19 protein-coding genes, 1 other RNA gene and 1 pseudogene are annotated in these 22,714 nt (G+C 38.7%); 9 read left to right on the plus strand and 12 right to left on the minus strand.

The window, feature by feature from the left end; all coding sequences use genetic code 11:
- Window position 1: 1 nt before the first annotated feature.
- Complete coding sequence (locus tag F927_RS03770) at window positions 2-400, minus strand: outer membrane protein assembly factor BamE (RefSeq protein ID WP_004638212.1); 399 nt, start codon at window positions 398-400, stop codon at window positions 2-4.
- Window positions 401-511: 111 nt separating this feature from the next.
- On the opposite strand from F927_RS03770, the gene fur reads away from it, so the two are divergent.
- Window positions 512-949 carry a ferric iron uptake transcriptional regulator gene (fur, locus tag F927_RS03775; RefSeq protein WP_004638213.1) on the plus strand — a complete coding sequence of 146 codons (438 nt, stop codon included), beginning with the start codon at window positions 512-514 and terminating at the stop codon, window positions 947-949.
- An 88-nt stretch (window positions 950-1,037) separates the two neighbouring features.
- On the opposite strand, the gene F927_RS03780 is transcribed toward fur, so the two are convergent.
- The gene (locus F927_RS03780; protein WP_005081584.1) at window positions 1,038-2,156 is read right to left on the minus strand and encodes a PilT/PilU family type 4a pilus ATPase; all 1,119 of its coding nucleotides are present in this window, start codon (window positions 2,154-2,156) and stop codon (window positions 1,038-1,040) included.
- A gap of 28 nt (window positions 2,157-2,184) precedes the next feature.
- Entirely contained in the window at window positions 2,185-3,222 is a 1,038-nt protein-coding gene (locus tag F927_RS03785; RefSeq protein WP_004638216.1) for a type IV pilus twitching motility protein PilT, read from the minus strand.
- 126 nt (window positions 3,223-3,348) lie between these two features.
- Here F927_RS03785 and F927_RS03790 point away from each other — a divergent pair, with 126 nt between their 5' ends.
- On the plus strand, window positions 3,349-4,035 hold the full coding sequence (locus F927_RS03790) for a YggS family pyridoxal phosphate-dependent enzyme (RefSeq protein WP_005081586.1): 687 nt from the start codon (window positions 3,349-3,351) through the stop codon (window positions 4,033-4,035).
- On the opposite strand, the gene F927_RS03795 is transcribed toward F927_RS03790, so the two are convergent.
- The 4 genes from F927_RS03795 to F927_RS03810 all read right to left on the minus strand — a co-directional run bounded on the left by F927_RS03795 (window position 4,032) and on the right by F927_RS03810 (window position 11,377).
- Window positions 4,032-4,622, minus strand: a complete 591-nt coding sequence (locus F927_RS03795) for a hypothetical protein (RefSeq protein ID WP_005081587.1) — start codon at window positions 4,620-4,622, stop codon at window positions 4,032-4,034. The two genes, F927_RS03790 and F927_RS03795, sit on opposite strands and share 4 nt — an antisense overlap.
- A 2-nt stretch (window positions 4,623-4,624) precedes the next feature.
- Window positions 4,625-8,236: an AAA family ATPase gene (locus F927_RS03800; RefSeq protein ID WP_005081589.1), complete on the minus strand. Its 3,612-nt coding sequence runs from the start codon at window positions 8,234-8,236 to the stop codon at window positions 4,625-4,627.
- A gap of 9 nt (window positions 8,237-8,245) precedes the next feature.
- Window positions 8,246-9,496: an exonuclease SbcCD subunit D gene (locus F927_RS03805; RefSeq protein ID WP_005081592.1), complete on the minus strand. Its 1,251-nt coding sequence runs from the start codon at window positions 9,494-9,496 to the stop codon at window positions 8,246-8,248.
- Window positions 9,497-9,568: 72 nt separating this feature from the next.
- Window positions 9,569-11,377 carry a GmrSD restriction endonuclease domain-containing protein gene (locus F927_RS03810; protein WP_005081594.1) on the minus strand — a complete coding sequence of 603 codons (1,809 nt, stop codon included), beginning with the start codon at window positions 11,375-11,377 and terminating at the stop codon, window positions 9,569-9,571.
- Between the two features lie 407 nt (window positions 11,378-11,784).
- Here F927_RS03810 and F927_RS03815 point away from each other — a divergent pair, with 407 nt between their 5' ends.
- The 4 genes from F927_RS03815 to F927_RS03830 all read left to right on the plus strand — a co-directional run bounded on the left by F927_RS03815 (window position 11,785) and on the right by F927_RS03830 (window position 14,779).
- Window positions 11,785-12,567 carry a crotonase/enoyl-CoA hydratase family protein gene (locus F927_RS03815; RefSeq protein ID WP_005081596.1) on the plus strand — a complete coding sequence of 261 codons (783 nt, stop codon included), beginning with the start codon at window positions 11,785-11,787 and terminating at the stop codon, window positions 12,565-12,567.
- 43 nt (window positions 12,568-12,610) lie between these two features.
- Window positions 12,611-13,060: a GNAT family N-acetyltransferase gene (locus tag F927_RS03820; protein ID WP_017394608.1), complete on the plus strand. Its 450-nt coding sequence runs from the start codon at window positions 12,611-12,613 to the stop codon at window positions 13,058-13,060.
- A gap of 288 nt (window positions 13,061-13,348) precedes the next feature.
- The gene (locus F927_RS03825; RefSeq protein ID WP_004638226.1) at window positions 13,349-13,795 is read left to right on the plus strand and encodes an ABZJ_00895 family protein; all 447 of its coding nucleotides are present in this window, start codon (window positions 13,349-13,351) and stop codon (window positions 13,793-13,795) included.
- Between the two features lie 75 nt (window positions 13,796-13,870).
- Complete coding sequence (locus F927_RS03830; protein ID WP_005081601.1) at window positions 13,871-14,779, plus strand: TIGR01777 family oxidoreductase; 909 nt, start codon at window positions 13,871-13,873, stop codon at window positions 14,777-14,779.
- On the opposite strand, the gene thiO is transcribed toward F927_RS03830, so the two are convergent.
- On the minus strand, window positions 14,753-15,886 hold the full coding sequence (gene thiO / locus F927_RS03835; protein WP_005081604.1) for a glycine oxidase ThiO: 1,134 nt from the start codon (window positions 15,884-15,886) through the stop codon (window positions 14,753-14,755). The genes F927_RS03830 and thiO overlap by 27 nt on opposite strands.
- A 10-nt stretch (window positions 15,887-15,896) precedes the next feature.
- Window positions 15,897-16,910: a porphobilinogen synthase gene (gene hemB / locus F927_RS03840; protein WP_004638230.1), complete on the minus strand. Its 1,014-nt coding sequence runs from the start codon at window positions 16,908-16,910 to the stop codon at window positions 15,897-15,899.
- Window positions 16,911-17,081: 171 nt separating this feature from the next.
- Between hemB and F927_RS03845 the strand changes: the two genes are divergently transcribed.
- From F927_RS03845 to F927_RS03855, 3 genes are all read left to right on the plus strand, one after another.
- Window positions 17,082-17,579: a thioesterase family protein gene (locus F927_RS03845; RefSeq protein WP_005081605.1), complete on the plus strand. Its 498-nt coding sequence runs from the start codon at window positions 17,082-17,084 to the stop codon at window positions 17,577-17,579.
- 243 nt (window positions 17,580-17,822) lie between these two features.
- The gene (locus F927_RS03850) at window positions 17,823-18,971 is read left to right on the plus strand and encodes an HlyD family efflux transporter periplasmic adaptor subunit (RefSeq protein WP_005081607.1); all 1,149 of its coding nucleotides are present in this window, start codon (window positions 17,823-17,825) and stop codon (window positions 18,969-18,971) included.
- A gap of 6 nt (window positions 18,972-18,977) precedes the next feature.
- On the plus strand, window positions 18,978-20,504 hold the full coding sequence (locus F927_RS03855) for a DHA2 family efflux MFS transporter permease subunit (protein ID WP_005081610.1): 1,527 nt from the start codon (window positions 18,978-18,980) through the stop codon (window positions 20,502-20,504).
- Window positions 20,505-20,871: 367 nt separating this feature from the next.
- Here F927_RS03855 and F927_RS17420 read toward each other — a convergent pair.
- The 3 genes and pseudogenes from F927_RS17420 to ssrA form a co-directional block, all read right to left on the minus strand.
- Window positions 20,872-21,054 (minus strand): annotated as a pseudogene (locus tag F927_RS17420) (helix-turn-helix transcriptional regulator); the annotation flags it as partial.
- 130 nt (window positions 21,055-21,184) lie between these two features.
- Complete coding sequence (locus F927_RS03865; RefSeq protein ID WP_020846257.1) at window positions 21,185-22,075, minus strand: DUF6387 family protein; 891 nt, start codon at window positions 22,073-22,075, stop codon at window positions 21,185-21,187.
- A 261-nt stretch (window positions 22,076-22,336) separates the two neighbouring features.
- Window positions 22,337-22,696: a transfer-messenger RNA gene (gene ssrA, locus F927_RS16760) on the minus strand.
- Between the last annotated feature and the right edge of the window lie 18 nt (window positions 22,697-22,714).

Here is a 22,714-nt window from a genome sequence, read left to right on the forward strand (position 1 = left end):
GTTATAGTGGAGGTGCAGTTAAGATCGCTTCTTTCGATGCTGGTAGACCAGGTTGTGATTCTGGGATGGTATCTAAACCTTCGATTCGTTCAACATTACCGTTTGCATCAAAGTAAATTTGTAGATGTTGTCCATGCGCAGCAGGAATTTTTGCTTTTTTTGCATAAGTGCCTGGGATATAGTTGTAGATGTAGTCCCAACGTTGCGGATTCAGAGGGTCTGAAATTGTTGGACTGCCTAACAAGAAACGGACTTGCTGAAAGCTCATGCCGACCTGTACTTGTGCTGCTTGTGCCTTGGTTAAGGGCGTTCCTTGTGGAATGTCAACTTTATAAACACCGAAGACTGAACAACCGCTTAGTACTGAAGTGACGAATAACGTCAGCATGATTTTTTGCATTTTGCTACACTATCCTGATAAATGATGATGCATTTGATCCAAGGATAGATCATACTGCATCTAAACTCTATTTCCTATTCCAACTTAAGATTTGTTGAGAGACCTTTTTTCATGCCTATTTCCAATCAAGACTTACGCAAAGCTGGACTTAAAGTCACCCTTCCTCGTATTAAGATTTTGGAATTATTAGAAAATTCAAAACAACACCATTTAAGTGCAGAAGATATTTATAAAACTTTGCTTGAACAAGGTGAAGACGTAGGTTTAGCAACGGTTTACCGAGTGTTAACACAATTTGAAGCTGCTGGGATTATTCAGCGTCACCATTTTGAAAATAATCATTCTGTTTTTGAGATCATGCAAGAAGATCATCATGATCATTTAGTGTGCTTGAACTGTAATAAAGTGATTGAATTTACTAATGATATTATCGAAAGAGAGCAGCATGCGGTTGCTGATCAGCACGGTTTCACGCTCACTGGACATTCTTTAAATCTTTATGGCTATTGTAATGATAGTGAATGCCAAGAGGCTTATCGTAAAAAATAAGCTTAATTTCGTTAAAAATGAATGAGTTCACTAAACATGAACAATTAAAAAAAGGAAGGTTACAAAAACCTTCCTTTTTTATGTCTAATTATTGACCATCAAAGGTAATGTTACGGCTCGCATTCAGTAGTTGATCTGCGCCTTCTTCAGAAAGCTTAATGGTGAGACGCAAGTCGTTTGGTGAGTCTGCGTGCTTTAATGCATCTTTGTAAGTGATTTGTCCCGCTTTATAGAGGTCAAATAGGGCTTGGTCAAAGGTTTGCATACCCAATTCACGAGAGCGTTTCATCAGATCTTTAATCTCATGAATTTCACCTTTACGAATATAGTCAGCCAATAAAGGAGTATTGATCAAAATTTCAATCGCAGCACGACGTGAATTTCCATCAGGTGTTGGGATCAATTGTTGCGCGACCAATGCCTTTAAATTAAGTGACAGATCCATATACAACTGGCTATGACGATCGGCTTCGAAGAAGTGAATAATACGATCTAGGGCTTGGTTGGCATTGTTGGCGTGAAGCGTTGCCAAGACCAAGTGACCTGTTTCAGCAAAGGCGATCGCATAGTCCATGGTTTCGCGTGAACGAATCTCACCAATCAAAATAACATCTGGCGCCTGACGAAGTGTATTTTTTAATGCAACTTCAAAAGATTCAGTATCAATCCCGACTTCACGTTGAGTGACGATACACCCCGCATGTTGATGCACAAATTCAATTGGATCTTCGATGGTGATAATGTGTCCTTTGGAATTGTGATTACGATAACCAATCATTGAAGCGAGGGAAGTAGATTTACCTGTACCTGTTGCGCCAACAAAGATAATAATGCCACGTTTGGTCATGGCAAGTTCTTTGAGTACTTCAGGCAGTTTTAAATCGTCCATACTCGGAATATGAGTTTCAATTTTACGTAAAATCATCCCAGGCATATCGCGTTGCTGAAAAGCACTGACACGAAAACGCGCTGTTTTTTCACGGTTAGTAATTGCGAAGTTACACTCACGTGTATCTGCAAATTCTTTACGTTGCTTGTCACTCATAATTGAATTGACAAGTTGCCCCACAATTTCAGCAGATAATTTGGTTTTAGAAACAGGTACAATTTGCCCGTTAATTTTCATAGATGGTTCAACATCAGCAGTGATAAATAAATCAGATGCGTTTTGTTGAATCATCAAATTGAGTAAATCATTAAAATCCATATGTTTTCTCTAATCTGTTTTATATTTTTTATAGGAATGATTCTGGTTGCTTTGCAACTGTACGTGCGGTTTGTGGACTAATAAGACCTTTAGATACCAGACTTTTTAGACTTTGATCTAAAGTCGTCATGCCATAGTTCGCTCCCGTTTGGATCGCAGAATACATTTGTGCGACTTTGTTTTCACGGACGAGGTTACGGATCGCAGGAATCCCGATCATGATTTCATGTGCAGCCACACGACCGCCGCCATTCTTTTTCAATAAGGTTTGAGAAATTACCGCTTGTAATGATTCTGAGAGCATGGCACGAACCATGTCTTTTTCCTCGGCTGGGAATACGTCGATCACACGGTCAATGGTTTTTGCTGCTGAGGTGGTATGCAGTGTACCAAATACAAGGTGACCTGTTTCCGCTGCGGTGAGTGCAAGGCGAATGGTCTCTAAGTCACGCATCTCACCGACCAGAATAATGTCAGGGTCTTCACGCAGTGCAGAACGTAATGCCTCATTAAAACCATGTGTATCACGATGCACTTCACGTTGGTTAATCAGGCATTTTTTTGATTGATGTACAAATTCGATTGGATCTTCAACCGTTAGGATATGGTCGTAACGATTTTCATTGATGTAATCAATCATTGCTGCGAGAGTTGTCGATTTACCAGAACCTGTAGGTCCAGTGACCAATACGATTCCTCGCGGATAATCACAAATTTCTTTGAAAATTGTGCCTAAACCCAAGTCTTCCATGGTTAAAACCTTGGATGGAATAGTACGGAATACGGCACCCGCACCACGGTTTTGGTTGAATGCGTTGACACGGAAACGTGCGATATTGGGTACTTCAAAAGAGAAGTCAGTTTCAAGATCTTCCTCAAAATCACGACGTTGCTTATCATTCATGATGTCATAAACAAGACGATGGACATCTTTATGCTCTAGAGCTGGTAGATTAATTCGGCGAACCTCACCATCTACACGAATCATAGGTGGCATTCCCGCCGAAAGGTGTAAATCCGATGCACCATTTTTTACTGAAAAGGCGAGTAATTCTGTGATATCCATAATTTCCCCGAAACAATCAAAAGTAATTCATTATTTTGTAGAATAATATAAGACTTTCCCCGAAGCTTACCAAGACTTCTGATTGTTGTTATACAAAAAAAGATGTCGTGAATGAGAACTGTGTCAATGAATTTACTCCAACAACAACGCCAACACGTACTAATGCAAATAGAACAAGCCTGCCAGCACGTTCAGCGTGATCCAAAATCTGTACAATTGTTAGCTGTATCAAAGACACATCCGAGTCAAAGTTTGCGAGAGCTGTATCTAGCTGGGCAACGTAGTTTTGGTGAAAATTATCTTCAAGAGGCGTTGGGGAAAATTGAGGAACTGCAAGATTTAGAAATTGAATGGCATTTTATCGGGCATGTTCAACGGAATAAAACTAAACATTTAGCTGAAAAGTTTGATTGGGTACATGGCGTAGATCGCCTCATTATTGCAGAGCGATTGTCTAATCAGCGTTTAGATGGTCAGCAAGCTTTGAATATTTGTCTTCAAGTTAACATTGACGGACAAGACTCTAAAGATGGTTGTGAACCAAATGAGGTCGCTGAATTAGTAGAGCAAATCAGCCGACTACCAAATTTACGTTTACGTGGTTTGATGGTGATTCCAGCACCTGATAACGTTGCTGCATTTGCTGATGCTAAAACTTTATTTGATCAAGTGAAATCATTACATGCACAACAGCAAGATTGGGATACATTGAGTATGGGTATGTCTGCCGATTTGGATGCTGCGATTGCTGCGGGTTCAACCATGGTGAGAGTAGGTACAGCACTGTTTGGGAAGAGGGATTATTCAGCTTAGTCTTGATTATCATCTAATTCGGTGAGATAGCTCCAGAATTTAATATGTTTTGGAGTTTCCTGTGCTTGGTCATAGAGCTTTTTATCGAGTTTAAATTCATTACAAAAGTAATTTATTAGATTTGTTCCATAATAAATAATATCTGTTTGCATTATTGAAAATACAGGATTTCCGCTTTCAAATGGTGTAGTAGGGATATAACGATGAGCATAAATTGGGATCATTTGCGGATAAGCTTTAAAATTATCCTCAAATATTGCCAGACGGTCTGAGATTTCTTCTGGTGCTGCTCCCCATCGATCTAACCAAAAGCCGTTTTGAATATCAAACGCAATTCCTTCCTGAGGCCAATTGAGTTTTTCCATAAGAATATGTTTTGCTTTATCTTTATAAAGTGATTCTCTCCAATGAGGAAATTTCCATTCATTTTCCGATACTGGCAGTGCATGCTTTAAAAAATCCTTCAAATCAGGAGGAAAGTGGAATGCAAAAAGTTGTTCTATTGCTTCAAGTTCTAAATTTGTGAGGCCGACTTCAAAGCAGATTCCTTTTTTTAACATTTCATTGTGTAGTAATTGGATATTCATTTTCACCCCACCACTTCAATCCGACTTGAACCTGAACCAATGGGTTGTACCTGAATCTGTACAGGGATACGTTCATGCATTTCCTGAATGTGCGAGATTAAAATGACTTTACGTCCTTGGCTTTGCAGTTGATCCAGCGCATTCATCACCATATGTAAGGATGATGCATCCAAGGTGCCAAAGCCCTCATCAATAAACAGCGATTCGATTTTCATCGAACCTGATGCCATATTGGCAATCGCCAATGAAATGGCGAGGGCAGTGAGGAAAGATTCTCCGCCAGATAAAGAAGCAACTGAACGGGTTTCACCATCCATATCATGGTCAATAATTGCAAGACTCAGCGAATTATCCAAACGTTTTAAGGTATAGCGCTGAGAAAGCATCGCCAGTTGTTGATTGGCATATTCAAGCAAAATGTCGAGATTATATTGCTGAGCTAAATCACGGAATTCTTTACCTTTTGAGTCGCCAATAAGGCTAGAAATTTTATTCCAGCGATGTTCTTGTTGCTGGATCTGTTGAATCTGATCCACAAACTGTTTTTGTTTGGCTAAATTTTGTTGATGCACTTCCAATTGAAGTTTAAGTTGATCACGTTGCTCTGTTGTCTGTTGCAAAATTTCTTGATTGGCATTTATCAATTCAGTGAGTTGTTCAATCTGAATATTGGGTTCTGATTGAAGATGTACATTCAACTGTTCTTGCATGGTTTTCAGTGCAGAATTTGCTTCACTCAAAGCACGATCCGCTTGTTGTATTGCATTTCTAATCTGCTGTTCTTGAGCTGATGAAATCGCAAGTAATTCGCTGAGTTGATCTTCTGCAAAATTTTGCTGCTGAGCTAACCAATTGGTGATTTCAGTTTTACATCGTTCAAGAGAATCATGATTCTGTTTCTGTTGTGCTTTGAGTTGTTCGAGCACATTTTTCTGCTGCTCATAATTATGACGAGCTTGTTCAAAACTTTGCTTTAACTGCTGATACTGGTTCTGTAATTGCTGACGTTGTTGATCATGCTGTTGTAACCATTCATTGGCTTTGATTTCAGCTGAACCTGTCATCGTTATAATCAGTTGATTAGCAGCATCCGTATTTTGTTTGCCTTTAATTTCGATGTCTTTTAATTGTTGCGCGCACTCTGCTTGTTGCGTAGTGAGTCCTGCCAAATTGGTCTTTAATACATTCAACTGCTGATCAATTTGGTCTTTTTGTTTGATGAGCGATTCTGCATGCTCTAGTTGTTGGCTACGTTGTTGCAATGCGTGTAATACGTGTTGTGAGAATGACAAACCTTGTTTTGACCAAGCCATTTTATCGTCAGCATTGAGACAGTCTACGATATGTTGAATCTGTTGCTGTAAGTGCTCTACGGTCTGAAGTTGATGAAGCGTATTTTGAATGTTTTGATGAAGCACATGCTGATCTTTATTGGCTTGGTTAAGTTGTTGTAATTCCTTTTCAAGCTGCTGTTGAGTCTGTGATGCTTCTAAAACGAATGTTTGCATCTTAGCCTTGATGCTATTTTCATTTAGGTCATGCTCAGTGAGATTGAAATCGAGTTGAATATTCAACTGTGATAAATGTTGCTGTAACAGTTGATCGTGGGTTTTTAATTTGTCATGCAATTGCTGCAACTGCTGTTGCAATTGATTGTGTTCAGTATGGCTTTGGGTGAATTGTTGTTGAGCTTTTTGCCAAAGTTGGAAAAGCTGTTGTTCCTGTTGAATCGCTTGCTGTTCTTGTTGTTGCTGTAAGGCATATAATGTTTTAGAGATTTGGCTCTCGTCATCACGATAAGGATGTTCAGTACTGCCACAGACAAGGCAGGCTTCACCGTGCTTGAGTTCAGCACGTAGATGTTCAATATTTTCAGCATGTAATAGACGTTGTTGTTGCAAAACCAGTTGTAGTTTCTCACGTTCAGTTTTAGCAGCGTGATAATCTTGTTCAGTTTTTTTGCTGCATTGTTCTAGCTGTTGAACTTGCTTTTGTAGAGCTTCAAATTTGTTTTGCTGCGTAAGCACTTCATTTTTTAATTCAAAATAATGCTGAAGTTTTTGTTGAATTGCATCCAATTGATTGATGCGAATTTGTTGGGTTTCTTTTAGTTTCGACTGTTGCTCAATACGCTGTTCAATTTGTTGGGTTACGCCAAATTGAATAACTAAATTGTTGAATGTGTTTTGATCTTGCTCAAGTTGAGTCTGTGCTTGTTGAATAGAGCCTAACGTGTTTTCTACTTTTTGATATTGCTGAATAAATTGCTTGAGTTGTTGAATATGGGCATTTAAGCCTTTATCCAAAGGCGTGTATTGGGCACTGTGTTTTAACTGTTCTAAGCAAGCCGTATGTTGCGCACTCAAGTTTCGAATGCTTTGTTCAAGCTGTTGTTGTTGCTCGATGAGTGGTTGCTGCTGACTTTCCAATTGAGTCAGTCGAATTTTGGTTTTCTTATATTCTTCAGCAATATAGTCACGTTCTTGCACAAACTTGCGTACTTGTGTCAGTTCAGTTTGATGCTTTTGCTCGAAATCTTGAAATTGATTGAGTGTTGTTTCTACTTGTGTATAAAGCGTTTTTTGCTGCTCAAATTGAGTGGTTAAGGCACTAAATTCATTGCCCTTTTGTTGAATTTGTGGCGCGAGTTGTTGCAATGTTTTTTGTAATTGTTGTTGTTGAAATACAATAGGGCGTATCTCAGCAAACGTTTCTAATTGACTCAGTAATTGGCGATCTTTGGCGATGTTTTCTTGCGCTTTAAGTTGCAGATCATAGTCTTGTTTTTTTAACGCTATGTCTTTATTGATTTTATCGCGTTGTTCAAACCACTGCTGTTGTTGTCTGAATTGATTTTTTTCATTTTCAAGTTGTTGCACGTGTTGTTGTAACTGTTGGAATTGCTGTTGTAACTCAGCGATTTCTTCATCAGAACGAATTTCAATATGACCTAAAACACTTTCTAATTTTTCTCGTTGTAAGCGAACTTCTTTGGTTTTTTCAAAAGCCAATTGCCCAATTTTGGCAAAAATACTTGAGTTGGTGAGGTACTCTAAGAGTTCACCACGTTCATTATCACGTGCTTTTAAAAAAGCGGTTACTTCGGATTGTGCCAAAAGCACCGCACGCGTAAATTGTTCAAAACTGAGCTGCGTAATTTGTTGAATGTGCGTTTCGACGGCTTTGGTTTTATCTGCGACAACCACGCCATCGGTGAGGCATTTCAATGAGCGTTGTACACTTTGTAATTTACCATTGGCATTTTCACGGGCACGTTTAATTTCCCAACGTGCTAAATAATGTTTTTGATCCTGTGCGACAAAGCACAGCTCAGCAAATCCATGACCAGTACCACGACGTAATACAGTGAGAGGAGAGTTGGTTAACAATTCTGAACCATCTACATCTAACAATTTGCCATCACTGTCTTTGAGTCTCGGAATTTTATTAAATAGGGCAAGACACATCGCATCTAAAATGGTGGATTTACCTGCACCCGTTTTTCCGATAATGGCAATCAATCCAGCATGTGCTAAAGGCTCACTTTCAAAATCAATAAAATGCTCACCTGCAAGAGATGCCAGATTTTTTAGTCGAATGGATAAAATTTTCATGGCAAATCCTTAAACTGCTTGATCATCTTCAAGTTTTTTCTGTGCTTCAGCAACTAAGCTTAAAAAGTCTTTGCTGACTTCATCATCAACGCTATAGCCTTTTTTCTCCCAAATTTGTTGAAACAGTTTTTCGGGTGTCGGTGGTTCTAAATTAATTTTTGATTCGCTTTCAGCATTGGTTTCATTAGATAAATATTGTCTTGAAATTCGCACTAAACGGTAACGATCTTTAGGCAAGGCATCTTCAAATTGTTGTCTAAGATTCGGTTGGGGAGGTGTTGCTGTGTGGTATTCAATATCGATATATTCACGATGATCAATAGAGCCTATAGCGCCCTGTGGCAGATTTTTGAGTCGCTGCATGACGTCATTGAGTTCACCTTTTATTTTATGTAATTGAATCGCTCGCGGAATGGCAATTGCCTCAAACTCAACTTGATTTTCAGTTGCATTGGGATCGATCGTGACTTCAACCACTTGGTGTTTATAATTAATTTCACTAAATGATAAAGGGATCGGAGAGCCACTATAACGAATGTGATCATATCCGACTTTTTGTGGTTTATGCAGATGCCCTAAAGCCACATAATTTATCTCGTCGTCAAACAGCGTGGTTGAAAGCGCTTCTTCATTACCAATAATAATTGGGCGTTCAGAATCTGAGGTTTCACCACCTTGCATATGTGCATGTGACATCAGAATTAAAGCTTGATCATCAGTTTTGCGGCGTTTTGCTTCAGCGATTAAATGTTGATGCAGATAAGCAATCGCATTTTGACTGTTAGTCGTGTGTTCGTTAAAGCCTGTGATTTCGGCTGAACGTAAGAAAGGCAGGGCAATACACCATGCGACAATCTGTTTTTGCTCATCATAAATCGGCAAAATTAAACGATCTAAATCTAAGCTTTTATCTTCATTCCAGCGAATCACTCCGACTGTTTTGGCATTGTATTTTTCAAGTAAGGGTTCAACTTGTTCAATGCGATAGCCTGAGTCATGATTTCCCGCGATCATCAATGTTTGCATCTGTGGTGCAAGATCATGCGCATCGGCAAGGAATTGATAAAGCTGTTTCTGTGCTTGTGAACTCGGATTGATCACATCAAAAATATCACCTGCAATGAGTAAAGCATGTGGTTGCTTAATTTTGATTTGCTCAAGTAACCATGCAAGAAATTGTTCATGTTCGTAGTGGCGGGAATGGTTGTAAAAAAACTGTCCCAGATGCCAGTCAGACGTATGAAAAAAACGCACGGTCATGAAATGGAAAACCCCAAAATTTTGAATAGGGATAAGGTAGCATAATCAGTTCAATTGTGTTGAGCGTTTTGGCTAGATTGAATAGTAATATTTCTTTATTTTTTCAGCCATAAGTTTTCTGCGTTCCAATAAAAAATCTTCATAATCTTTTACATCCATAGATACAATATTTTCTGGGATACAATTGCTTTTCAGGTTTTCCTTCAATATTTTGATATCAAAAATGTTCCCATATTTGGGGTTTTTAGTTTCAGTTTGGTCAAAAACAATTTTAAAGTATTCATTTGGTGGTTTATCAGCAATCGAAATATTTGTTTGTGTATCAAAATAGATATAATTGGCAATTTGATTATATTTAGATTTTTCAGTTATACCATTATTCTGGAGATATTTTTTAGGAAAAATATGATGTATATCACCCATAGTTGTGATCAAGTCCCGTACTTTTGTACCATTCATTAATAAAGAGTTATCACTTGTATGGATTTGAGCAGCTAAAAACACATTGAAAAATGGGCTATTTACTGCTGAGGTCTCAAGATTCTGAACTAGTCCAATTTCCCAGAATGAATCTGATAGATGTGCATCTTCCATTTCCTTAAAATATTCTAAGAATCCTTTTTCTGATATCTTTTTGATGTCCATATCCATGACTGTTTCAGGAGAGGTAATGTATCGACTGGTCAATGTTGAGAAAATATACCATTTTGCAACATAATGTTTAATTTGAGTTTTATCTATCTGATTGTTGTTATTCAAAATGAGATAGAGTGTATAGGCAAAATCAAGTGTCATTTGAGAGTTGATGAGTTTACTGGAAATAAAACCTGCGGATTTAATGGCAAGAACAAAATTAGTAAATGAAAATTCATTCATAAAATCCATTACACCTTGTGTTAACTTCTTAAATGAGTCTTCAGCTATTTCTTCTTTATAATCACGAGTTTCAAAGTCTCGACCGCCCAATAAGCTGACGAGATCTTTCATCTTGCCACGACCAAATTTATGCATAAATGCGACACGTAAGATATCTCCATACCCTGGGTCAAAAATGTCATCTTTATCATCTTTCAGCCATTTAATTTTATTGATAAATTCCGTTGCCATGAAATCTTTGTCTTTCGACATTTCAGCATACCAATCTGGTTGAACTGCTAAGTGAGAAAAATAGTCAATTGCTTTTCTTAATATATTTCCACCATAGTTTACATTTGCAGCAATCTTAGACATCGCAAAATCAGCCTGATTTAATTTTGCACCTTGACTATTTATACGGATAAATATTTCTGTTACTTCATCAATAGTCAATTCTTTGTTTAGGGTAATCACACCAATTTGACGATTTTTGATTCCAATTAAATGATCTAAAATATCATGTAGTTTATCCGAATCCATCTCTGGATTGAGTTCACAATATTTTGAGACAAAACTACCTCGTTTAAAATCTGGGAGAAATATATCTGCAATATCTGTAATCCATTTTTTATCTTTTGATATTGCATTATCTTGTACTTTGAATAGCTCATCATTATCTATAGCCAATGGATTAAATGAAATTTTTATTCTTTTTTTCTCAAAATTAGATGTGATGACTTCCATTCCCATAATTGAAGTCATCAAGGCTGTAACACGTTGTTGTCCATCAATCATGATTTTCTTTCCCTCAGATAATGTTCCATCCTTTAATCTCATATTGGGGCTTTGGGATATAATTAAATAACCTGTTGGGTAGCCTGTATAAAGTGAATCAATTAAATCTCGAACCTGTTTAGGTTTCCATACGAATGGTCTTTGAATTTCTGGAATTGCAATTTCTTCTGATTTTATAAAATTTAAAATTTGTTCAATTGCAAGATTTGAAGCATTATATTTTTCAGCCATCTCTTTTTTGGGACCTATTGTTACTCAGATATTCTAAGTAGAAAACTAACATTTATTTTATGAATATTGATCAAAATATTCATAAAACTGAATTTGCATTGTTCACAATGCAGAGTGTTATTCTAAAAAATAACTTAACCCACTGAACAATATGATATTATTTTTAACATGAAGCACATTGGTATATCAAGGGGAAATGAATAATACTAAAGATTAAAAGATTTTCCTTATTTTCAGGCAAATAAAAAACGACGATTCGAGTGATGATAAATTGTCGGTCAAAATCTTGATCAAGTTTAAAAAAGTAGAGCTTAGCCAAGCAGAAAGTAGCTACAAGATATCGCTTGATCATTTTAAAACGATCAACTAGTTTGGTATCCAATTAATTTAATAACAGGAAATAGAAAATGAGCTTAGGAAAAGTAAGCCGTGAAATTATTGACCATATTATGTTGATCGGTTTAGATCGTGTGGCAAAACGCAATGCCTTTGATAGCCATATGATTGAGGATTTATCTTTAGCATTAACAGAATATGAGAATAATCCTGAATTACGTTGTGCTGTCATTTTTGCGCATGGTGATCATTTTACTGCTGGTCTAGACCTAGTGGAATTACAACCTAAAATTCCACATGGGATTTTTAATTTTGAAGAAGCGCAAATCAATCCTTGGGGTGTCGGTGGTCGACATAGAACTAAACCAGTTGTGGTCGCGGTACAGGGTATTTGCTATACCGCTGGTGTTGAGTTAATGCTGAATGCCGATGTGGTGATTGCCAGCGAAGACACGATATTTGGTCAACTCGAAGTATTACGTGGAATTATGCCTTTTGGCGGTGCGACGGTTCGTTTTGTACAGGCAGCTGGTTGGCAAAAAGCCATGCCTTATTTGCTTACAGGTAAAACCTTTGATACTCAAAAAGCCAATGAGTTGAATCTTGTTTCTGAGGTTGTAGAAAAAGGTAATCAACTTGAGCGTGCGATCGAAGTTGCTAAAGAGATTTGTATTGCTGCGCCGCTTGCTGTACAGGCTTTGTTAGCTTCGGCAACAGATGGCGTGTCTCTAGGACAGACAGTTGCTTTTAATAAAATGGATAATTACCTCAAACCATTATTTGAATCTGAGGATGCTCAAGAGGGTGTTCGGGCGATGCTTGAAAGACGTTTGCCACATTTTAAAGGTCAGTAATGGTTTATTGTTAAAGTATTTAAAAGAGATTAATTTAACCCTGATGAATATTATTAAGTTAGCGAATAATCCTGAGTTGCTTGAACTAGCGGCGATATGGTTTTCGGATAAATGGGAGATACCTGTAGAAGTCTATCGGGACAGCATCCGAACTTCGATTGAACAGTCAAACAGCATCCCACAATGGTATGTAATTCTAAGTGATACAGGGCAGATCATTGCCGGCGCTGGAATAATTGACAATGATTTCCATGATCGGAAAGACCTTAGTCCGAATCTGTGCGCTTTATTCGTTGAAACGGCGTATCGAAAGCAAAATATCGCCAGAAAGCTGTTGGATTTTGCCCGAGCGGAAACGAAAACCTTGGGATTTGAAACGCTCTATCTGGTGACAGACCTCGACGATTTTTATGAAAAGTGTAATTGGGCATTCTTAACAAATGTCAGAGATGATGAGGGGGCGTTGATCAAAATGTATGTTGCTAATATTTGATCAAACTCAAATCACAGGCAAAATAAAACCGACGATTCGAGTGATGAGAAATCGTCGGTCAAAATCTTTATCAAAAGTTCTGGCTGCTAACAAAACCATTGTTAAAGATGGAGAGTCATAATGAAAGGTCACCGAAAAAAACTGCGGATGCCGTGCAATGTTCGTCGGTTGCTGCGACCTTATACCCTATATAACGACATGAGTTTGGCTTTGGTTGACATTAAAATGAAAAAAAATTGAAAAAAACTTATAATTATTTTTCGAAACCAACCTTATAAGGTTATCTGTATGATTTCATTGCGTTTGTATTATTTATGGTTTTTTATAATTTGTTTGGTTTTGACTTTGCTCACAGGCGTACTGGCAGCATTTTTACCGAATAGTATAGGTGGTATCCTCACCGCAATGCCTTATTTGATTGCGATCATTTTAGTTTTATTCAAGTTTTTAAGGCAACAGCGCCGTGCACCAACAGCTCAAGAGCAGAAACGTTTTACATTGGTTTTCTCTTTGATTTTTTGGGGATATAACTTAATTGGTTTACTTGGTGGACTGTTTCTCTTTGCCCGTAAAGATCCTCAAGTGTGGCAAAATTTCTTATTGTATTTACAACAACCCAAGTTTTTACTTACTGTTTTGGCCATGTGGTTGATGTTAGCCATCCCATTATATCTGATTACCTATTGGTTTTATGGTAAACAAGCGCAACGTATGGCGGCTAAAATGTTTGCTTAGTTTAAGCTGACTTGTAATTCCTCGATATTCTGCTATAGCTATTTACAATGAGTATTATGCTAAGTAGGTCGTACCATGCAAAAAATGACGGTGTTGGTAACAGGTGCGAGTGGATTTATTGGCTCTCATCTTTTACCTTTTTTGTTGGAACAGCAATATCATGTGATCGCACTAACACGACAAAAGCAAAAAGTATCTCAACATCCCCAGCTTAGATGGGTCAATGATTTAGAACAAATAACCACCTCAGAAATAGATTTTGTAATTAATCTTGCGGGTGAAAATATCGGTGAAAAGCGTTGGACTGAAAAACGTAAACAGCAATTGATTGAAAGTCGAGTCAACATGACGCAGCGGCTGTATGACTGGTTAGAGCGTCAAAATATTTATCCAAAGTGCATTATTTCAGGTTCAGCGATCGGTTATTACGGGATTGATCCACACGAACAATGGACTGCAATCTGTGATGAAAATACCCCCGCACAAGCGATTTTTATGTCTGAATTGTGTCAGGCATGGGAGCAAACAGCACTTAAATTTAGACAGCAAAATACTAAAATTATCCGTTTAGGTGTTGTTTTTGGTCGTGGTGGAGGCATTCTGCCGCAAATGCTTTTACCAATTAAACTGAATATGGTTGGAAAAATTGGTACAGGGCAACAACCTGTTGTCTGGGTGCATATTCAAGATGTATTAGATGCAATTTTATTCTTGATGCATTTAGACAGCGCTCAAAAAATTTATAATGTGGTCGCACCAGAGTTGACAAATCAGCAGCATTTTATGCAAACAGCATCTAGGCTATTAAAACGTAAGCCATTTATTCCTATGCCAAAATGTGTTTTTGAAATCATTTTGGGTGAACAGTCTCAGTTGATCTTGAACGGGCAATATGTCCAGCCCCAAGCTTTATTGACGCATGGTTTTAGATTTAACTATCCAAGTTTACAAGATGCCTTAACTCAGATTCTCATGGATCGCTGATTGAGTACATGCCAATCGGTCAGGTGAATAGCCGTGCGGATCAACAAAAGTTTTCTGATCTAACATGAGTTGTGCCAACAGTTTTGCTGATCCTGCACCCATACATAGCCCATTGCGGAAATGCCCGAAATTTGCCCAAAGACGATTAATTTCAGGCATTGCACCGATATAGGGAATACCATGTGGCGAACTTGGGCGTAAACCAGCCCAGCGCTTTACAATCGGGAATTGTGCTAACTCAGGTACCATTTCCAAACAAGCAGATAAAATATCTTGTTGGGTTTGTGCATCGACGGCTGTACTAAATCCGCATTCAGACATACTTGATCCACAAACAATATGTCCGTCCTGACGTGGGATTAAATACATGACGCGATTCATACACATCGTCGGTAACCAATTCTCAGGGCTTTTAAATAACAACATTTGACCTTGTACAGGATGTACAGGAATCTTTCGCTGAACTTGTTGTTGCCAATAATTGCTCCATGCACCTGAAGTGAGTACCACCTGATCAGCAAAATATTGTTGATGATCTTCAGTTTCTATACCGTGAACGGTTTTATTTTTAATGATCAGTTTCTCGACGGTACAATGTTCAAAAAAGCGAACGCAAGGATGTTGCTTTAAATAATGAATCAAAGATTGTAATAGGCGAGGATTGCGAACATTGGCAAGTTGAGGAAAGTAAATTGCTTGATCAAACTGTTTTGAAATATGTGAATTTACAGCTTCGAGTTGTATGCGATTGAGCAGATCACATTGCTGCATCGGTTCATTGTGTTGTGTTGCGTAGTTTAATCCAGTCTGAAAATCTTCTTGATCGAAGATCAACATACCGGTGTTGTGGATTTGAAAATCGATACCTGTGATCGGGGATAGTTTTTCATTCCATGATTGATAGAGTGATTTGCCGTATTGGGCAAGTTGGTTGACCTCTGGTGCATATCGCCAAGGATACATCGGAGAGAGGATGCCACCGCCTGCCCATGATGCGGCCTGACCAGCTTGTTGTTGATCAAAAATATCGACGGAGCAGCCTTGTTCAACGAGCTCAAGTGCAGTCATTAAGCCGCTAATTCCTGCACCAATGATGGCAATATGCATAAGTGGAGTTCTATTTCATCTCTTTCAGTTTACGTGCTGCTTCTTCAGCAAAATAGGTCCAGATACCATCTGCACCTGCACGACGACAGCACATTAATGATTCTAAAATCACACTGTCAGATAACCAGCCATTTTGAATCGCGCCTGCAAGCATGGCATATTCGCCACTCACCTGATAGATGAATGTCGGCACACCAAAAGTGTCTTTCACTTCACGAACGATATCCAGATAAGGCATACCCGGTTTGACTATCACCATGTCTGCGCCTTCTTGAATATCAAGCGCGATTTCATGCAACGCTTCTGCGCGGTTGCCCACATCCATCTGGTAATTATATTTATTACCACCTTTTAAGTTGCTTGCAGAACCGACTGCATCGCGGAAAGGACCATAAAAGCTTGATGCGTATTTTGCTGAATACGCCATGATGTTGGTATAAATAAAACCATTTTGTTCCAACGCTTGGCGAATGGCAGCAATTCGTCCATCCATCATATCGCTTGGGGCAACCACATCTGCACCCGCTTCCGCATGGCTGAGTGCTTGTTTAACTAAGCATTCAACAGTTTCATCATTTAAGACATAACCTGTCTCGTCAATAATACCGTCTTGACCATGTGTTGTATAAGGATCAAGTGCGCCATCTGTGATGAGCACCATTTCTGGTAGTTCTTTTTTTAATAAACGGCAAGTGGTTTGCACTAGACCATCTTCATGCCATGCCGCTTCTGCGGTCAAACTTTTATCTTCTTGGGGTGTAACAGGGAATAGTGCCAGTTTTGAAACGCCCAGTTCTAATAAGCTTTCCGCTTTTTTGAGCAATAAATCAGCAGATAACCGTTGCACATTTGGCATGCTTGGAATGTCTTGAGTTTGTTGCTGTCCTGGCAGTACAAATACTGGATAAATCAAATGATTGGCAGTGAGTTGTGTTTCACTGACCATTGCACGAAGTTGGTCATTTTTACGGATACGGCGCATGCGAGTCGCAGGAAAAGCAGGACGATTGAACGTATAAGTCATAACAATCTCGATGTTCAGTATTACACTATAGGAATAATTGAGTTATTTAAGTCATGCTAGGGAAAGCTTAGCGGCTTAGATCAATTAAAAAACTTAGCTATTGTAGCCCCATAATTTTAGATTTGTGCAAAATAATGGGGTATTTATCGTTCCCTTGGATGTTAGCAGCGTATGAATGATGTAAAGAAAAACTGGACTGGAAATATTCAATTAGGTGCAAAAGCCGATCATGACGTGGTCTTGAAACAGCTCTGTAAAGCATTTAATGCCTGTCCTTTTTTTAAATACAGTGGCATGGTCATGCGAGTTGTTGATGATCAGATTGAAGGGTATTTTGAAATGCAGCCTGAATTAATCGGCAATGTGGCATTCCAAATTTTGCATGGTGGTGTGGCTGCAACCATGTTAGACAGTATCGGTGGGGTCGTTGCGATGGAGCAACTTTACCGTCGTGCATCACCTGAAGATCTACCAGATACGATTAAAAAGGTATCACGTCTCGCAACAGTAGATATGCGAGTGGATTACCTATCGCCTGGTCGAGGTAAATATTTTATTGCTCGCGCAGAAACCTTACGTTTAGGGCGTAAGGGATGCACGATGCGCATGACTATGGTCAATTATGAAGAGAAACCGATTGCAACGGCTATCGCATCTTATGCATTCTAAGTTTGAAATTGAATATGAAAGCGTCTTGTGGCGCTTTTTTTAATACTAAGAAATATACGAAAAATAATTATAAATATTAATCATTTAAAGTTTTTGCAGTGGCATTGTTGATTTTCAGAGTCGTTAAAGCATCTTATATGCCTTTTGAGTTCAGTTTTAACATTCAGTTAAGTTTCCCAAATTAAGCTGATCGGCTGATTAAACCAAAAGTTAAAAAGTCGTTTTAATTTTCAGGAATAACGTATGAATGATGCCCAAGCAAATCAGCAGAATATAGGTTCAGATGTTGCAACAGACAATGCAATGAAAGCAAAGCGTAAAAAATTTCTGGGGTTGTTTATGCTTATTCTGATCCTCGCTGCCATTTTGTATGCTATTTGGGCATTGTTTTTCAATCATTCCGTCAGTACCGATAATGCGTATGTCGGTGCAGAAACTGCACAGGTCACCTCAATGGTGAGTGGGCAAGTGGCTGAAGTACTCGTCAAAGATACGCAACAGGTCAAACAAGGCGATGTATTGGTTCGTATTGATGAGCGTGATGCCAAAATTCAGTTAGCGCAAGCGCAAGCTGAACTAGCCAAAGCACAGCGTCAATATAAACAAAGCCAAGCTAATAGTCGTTCTCTAAATTCGCAAGTGGTGGTGCGTAATGACGAAATCAGTAGTGCACAAGCACAAGTCACCAAAGCTCAAGCAGATTATGACCGTGCTTCATTAGAACTCAAACGTCGTAATGAGTTGGCTGCTACGGGAGCAATTTCAAAGGAAGAATTGAGCAAGGCACAAAGCGCGGTATCAACCGCGAAGGCGAGCCTTGAGTTGGCACAAGCAGGTTTGGCTCAGGCAACTTCGAGTCGTAAAGCTGCCGAAAGTACTTTTGCTGCAAATGAAGCGTTGATTCAAGGTGTAAATGAGGCTTCAACACCTGACGTTCTTGTGGCAAAAGCACATGTCGATCAAGCACAACTTGATTTAGAGCGGACAGTGATTCGTGCACCTGTTGATGGTGTGATTGCACGCCGTAATATTCAGATTGGACAACGTGTTGCGCCGGGTACCGTGATGATGTCAGTTGTTCCAGTTTCTGATTTATATGTAGATGCCAATTTTAAAGAAAGCCAACTCGCCAAAGTAAAAGATGGGCAAAAGGTTTCTTTAACCTCCGATGTGTATGGGGGTGATGTGATTTATCACGGGACAGTGCAAGGTTTTTCTGGGGGTACTGGTGCAGCTTTTGCTTTGATTCCAGCTCAAAATGCAACAGGTAATTGGATTAAGGTGGTACAGCGTTTGCCTGTGCGAATTTCGCTTGATCCTAAAGAACTGGCTGAACATCCATTGAGGGTGGGGTTGTCGATGCAAGCGGATATTGATCTCGCATCGAAGTAATCAGCTATGAAAACTCAAAATCCTTTTGCTGAACTGAGTGGTGGGCGCTTACTGCTTGCTGCTTTTGTCATCGCACTTTCAAATTTTATGGTGGTCTTAGATACCACAATTGCCAATGTTTCAGTTCCACATATTACAGGGAATTTAGCTGTTTCCAGCTCACAAGGCACATGGGTGATTACCTCTTATGCTGTTGCGGAAGCGATCTGTGTACCCTTAACGGGATGGTTAGCAGGACGCTTTGGTACTGTTCGTGTCTTTGTCTTTGGATTAATTGGTTTTACTATTTTTTCATTCCTTTGTGGCTTGGCGACTTCACTAGAAATGTTGGTGTTTTTCCGCATCGGACAGGGGTTATGTGGTGGTCCACTCATGCCTTTGAGCCAAACTTTGTTGATGCGGATCTTCCCACCAGAAAAGCACTCACAAGCCATGGGACTTTGGGCGATGACGACCGTGGTTGGGCCAATTTTAGGGCCTATTCTTGGTGGCTTGATTAGTGATAATTTGTCTTGGCATTGGATATTCTTTATTAATATTCCTGTCGGTATTTTCTGTGTATTCGCTGCAAGTCGTTTATTAAAAGTGGCTGAAACCAAAACTGAAAAACTACGGATTGATGCGATAGGTTTAGGTTTGTTGGTGCTGTGGATCGGAGCATTGCAGTTGATGCTTGATCTTGGACATGAGCGAGATTGGTTTAACAGTAGCAGTATTATTATGCTTGCTCTAGTCGCCGTAATCGGTTTCATCGTGTTCATGATTTGGGAGTTGACCGAAAAGCATCCTGTTGTAAATTTATATGTGTTCCGGCATCGTGGTTTTAGCATTTCTGTACTTGCTTTAGCCTTTGGCTTTGGCTCATTTTTTGGCAGTATTGTTTTAATTCCCCAATGGTTACAAATCAACTTGGGCTATACCGCTACATGGGCAGGTTATCTGACCGCTACTATGGGGTTTGGTAGTTTAACCATGTCGCCGATTGTGGCAAAACTGGCAACGAAATACGATCCACGTGCATTAGCCAGCTTTGGTTTAGCCTTGCTAGGTGTCGTGACTTTGATGCGCGCATTTTGGGTCACAGATGCCGATTTTATGGCGTTGGCATGGCCACAGATTTTGCAGGGTTTTGCCGTACCATTCTTCTTTATTCCTCTGTCCAATATTGCGATGGGTTCAGTATTGCCACAAGAAATGGCATCTGCAGCAGGTTTAATGAATTTTTTAAGAACGATGGCAGGAGCAATCGGTGCATCTATTGCTGTCACGATTTGGGATGATCATGCCAAAGTCGCGCGTAGTGAAATGGTCAATAGCTTACATCCTCAGGACGTACAGAATACTTTGATGCAAAATGGGTTTTCTCCTGACGCAACTCTAGGCATGATTGCAAATTTGGTAGATAAAGAGGCTATTACTATTTCAGCCAATCATGTATTTATGATTCTGGCTATTGTGTTTGCATTTGCCAGTATTTTGATTTGGTTAAGTCCTAAACCGAAACAAATGACTGGTGGACCAGCACCGCATTAACTTAAATAGATGTTTATTTCCAAAAAACTCGGACTTATTGATCCGAGTTTTTTTATTTAAATCTGACATGAGGTTTATTTAGTCTTTGGGTTTTATATGCATCACAGTTTTACTCCCTTATATTTTCCCAAAGTTTTAACTGTAAATCTTCCTCATATTTCGATATTTTTTGATTTAAATATTTCATTGTAGATTTATGTTGATTTAAACCTTTACCGTGAAATGACCCAATTGCTTTCTGAATTTTTGCTTGCAAGTGCAAAAGATTTAATTCTTCATACGCTTCTTGTTTTGCTGAGTAAGCATAAATTTTGCAAATAATTCTGATTAGTTCCGAAAGAGGGGATTGGGTATTTAAATTTTTTATCTCCTGTAGATTATGCCATGCTAATAGATCGGCATAGTCGAAATACACTGGGGACTGGCGGTTACTGCCATATTTGATAGGACGTGGAAAAGTTGTGTCTTGCTGTACCAGTAGTCGCAAAGCATCTCGCTTGATACTTAGTAATTCACATGCTTGGTTGTAGGTTACTCGGATAGGTTGCATTTATAAGCCCTCATATATTGGTTTATGGGGCTTAGTATGTTTTTGTTTTATATAACGTTAAAGGAATGAGGTTTAGGAAAAATATTCCGTAAATTATTAGTATTATTTTTTTACGGAAATTTTAAAGGCTTTATTTTTCCATTTGATTTTTTTCATGAAATGCTAAATAACATAAGCCATCCAAGATGCTGACTTCGGTTATTCCATCAGCACCATCAAAACCGATCTGAGTTAATAATTTTTGCCTCAATGGCTCTACACTTTTACGCAGATTATCTTCACCGTACTCTCCCTTTGGATAAAGAATTGAACAAATTACTGGATTAGTTATTTTTATACCCTTATAAATTTCTAATAACTTTAAATCTAAATAAGGAAGTAACTTGTAAGATGCCCAATTGACTAAATCTTTATACGAAATTGACTTATATTTTGAAGTATCTTTTGACCTTTTACTTCTAATTTTAATAAGCATTTTTTTGAACTCATCAATAAGCACATGGTCGGGATAGCAAGGGTTTATTGTGATAGGGTAATCAACAAAGATATAATCTTCTGAATATAAAGGCTCAACTACTTCTAGAATAGGCAGATCATCTTTGTCAGTAAAATCCCCACCTCCACGATTTACCATTGAATGCAGTAAATCAAAGTCACTTGCATAAAATTCTGATACAGGCAAGTGGCTTCTCATAAAACTATTGTTCTCATTAGAACCTATTTGAATACAAATAATTTCACCATTTTGTTTTTTATAATTTATTGATAAATAAGGGTTTAAAGGATTTTTAAAAAAATGATCAAGAAGTAGTGTTATAGCTTCTTGTTCTTCATCATTATTTAATACATCTTTACCAGTCCAGAAGTCTAAACCTCTGCCCTCAAGTATTTCATGATGAATCATGAAACGAGTTTCCAGTAAATAGAACCATGTATGTGCGGAAACTTTATCCATATTTATGTATTTTTCAATACAAAATAATGGCGGTAGTAAATCGCTTGATCTAATTATTTTTCTCAAAGCCTGCCTCCCACAGCATCCCAATAAAATAGTTAAGTCAATCTGATTGGGTATCAGACTTTTGGGAGCTAACCTAGACTTAACAGAATGATTATAAATTATACTCAGCCATATATCTTTATATTAAGTTATCAATGCGCCATATTCTGTCGTTGAAATTTATTCATAAAATTTTTGGCAAGAAAAAAGGCTTAAACCATTACAGTTTAAGCCTTTCCGCTTCATATAACCTTATATTCAGTTATACCAAGCTAGGTATTTTGGTGGAGGTGGCGGGAGTCGAACCCGCGTCCGCCAGCACTACACTCGAGAATACTACATGCTTAGATATCGTCTATTGTTTTAACACCTAGTGACCCGACGAACAGGGTACAAAGTGCGATCCTCTAAGTTTGGTATAAAGCCCCGAGGCTTGACTCTATACGGACTTGTGTGCGTGCGCTTCGGTCGGGTTCCTAGACCACAAGTATTCTAGGAAGCGGACAAGCTGCCCTTAGGCAGCTAGAGCGTAAGTTTCGTCGTTTGCGACTATTAAAATGCAAATTTTATTTACGAGAGAAAATGCGCTCTCGGCATGCATCTATGAGTTTCATCACCAGCGTCGAAGCCAGAGACACCCCCAAAGTACAGCGCAATCAT

Source organism: Acinetobacter haemolyticus CIP 64.3 = MTCC 9819 (assembly GCF_000369065.1).
GTDB lineage: Bacteria > Pseudomonadota > Gammaproteobacteria > Pseudomonadales > Moraxellaceae > Acinetobacter > Acinetobacter haemolyticus.